Consider the following 1,368-nt stretch of genomic DNA (forward strand, 5'->3'; position numbering starts at 1 on the left):
GCTTTGTCCGCAGCTCTCGTCGCCTGCTCTGTGAGAACACCTATTGTCATCGGGTCATCGATCATGGCGGTCGGCAAATGCCCTGCCACCCATTTGTCGAGAAAGGCGACAGCAGTGACGGGGTTCTGGGAGACGCCAGCGGAGGCCGATGCTGGCCAAGGGGAGCAACGTGGCCCCAACCCACTGGTTGCAACCAAGTGAACAAAGCCCGCCACCTTCCGGAGCGGGCCAAGCCTGGAATAGGCCCCTCTAACCTACACGGTACCTCTGTACTGGCTAACCTCCCCATCAAACCGATATCCCACGCTCGACAGCGCATCTGGCTATCATTTCATCCAGAGCGTGATCCGAGACTGGGCTAACTGACACTCGCGCACTGCCCGACGGTGATTTGTCCCGCCTGAACGCAAAAAGCCGCCAGCTGGCGCCAGCGAGCAAAGGAAGAGACTCCAGAATAGTATTTAGATTTGAAGTCCCCGCCGCTTCAGTTTTGAAGTCCTCCGGTTCTCCAGCATTGTTCAAACGAAGGAAGAGCCGTGCGGATGAAATTAGCTCGTGCGGGTGATGCAGCAATGGAGCCCCGCCTTCGTCCGCTTTATCTTCGGTTCTGGTGTCGCGCAGGGAATCCCAGACTTCAGCCGCTGCTCGCGGAGCCGACTTCGCATCCCATGCGGCGCGCTCGACCTCGACCAATTCGCGCGCAGCATCCGAGGTGCGCTCCTTTCTGACTTGTCTTTCTTTCTCGGTGAAGCCTTGCCCTTTCCCGCATCGTTGCGCCGATCTGACCTGCCGCTGCCGCACAAAACGCGCACAGGAGCGCGAGAACATCATCCGCAAGTCGCGCAAGAGCTTCGGCATTCGCCTGAGCGGAGGACGCTCAAGGTTGTGCGCGACGCGACGGCTGGCGACGCTAGGTGACAGGTGATGTGGATTTCGCGTGCCGGCACAGAACCTGCAGCTCCGGACGTCTGCCTCAAAGTGCAGCTGCAGGGTTCGCCACCAGCTCTTGCAGCCGGCAGTAATGCCTCCACGGCGCGGCGTTGCCGTCAGCATGGCGCGTCTGAGCTGATGGACGCCTCGTGCCGCCGCCGTCGCATTCTTCGGGGATACTTGAACCCTAGCGGATGGAACATTCCAGTCCCAACCCGGTTAGGGCAAGAAGTACCGTTGCGGCCAGCACGCGTCTCTAGTGTTGGCGGATTTCCTCGAGGCGCATCGTCCAACATCGTGCATTGGAGTCGACCGCGATCGCTACAGGCGCATGGTCGCTGTCTGCACCGCCGCAGGCGTCGATATCGGCGGTTGGATGGTCAGGCAGGGCTATGCGCTTGATTGGCCGAAATACAGTGCCGGCTTCTACGTTGGAGC

The 1,368-nt window shown here is 60.4% G+C and carries 2 protein-coding genes; both read right to left on the bottom strand.

Going from position 1 to position 1,368, the window contains the following annotated elements; all coding sequences use genetic code 11:
* Positions 1-288 precede the first annotated feature (288 nt).
* Positions 289-858, bottom strand: coding sequence for a hypothetical protein (locus tag FJ980_RS31870; protein WP_140547476.1), 570 nt, complete (start codon positions 856-858; stop codon positions 289-291).
* Positions 859-1,186: 328 nt separating this feature from the next.
* Positions 1,187-1,368, bottom strand: a 182-nt coding sequence (locus FJ980_RS35135; protein WP_210243783.1) for a hypothetical protein, incomplete at its 5' end; no start/stop codon positions are given.

Source organism: Mesorhizobium sp. B1-1-5, assembly GCF_006443065.1.
GTDB lineage: Bacteria > Pseudomonadota > Alphaproteobacteria > Rhizobiales > Rhizobiaceae > Mesorhizobium.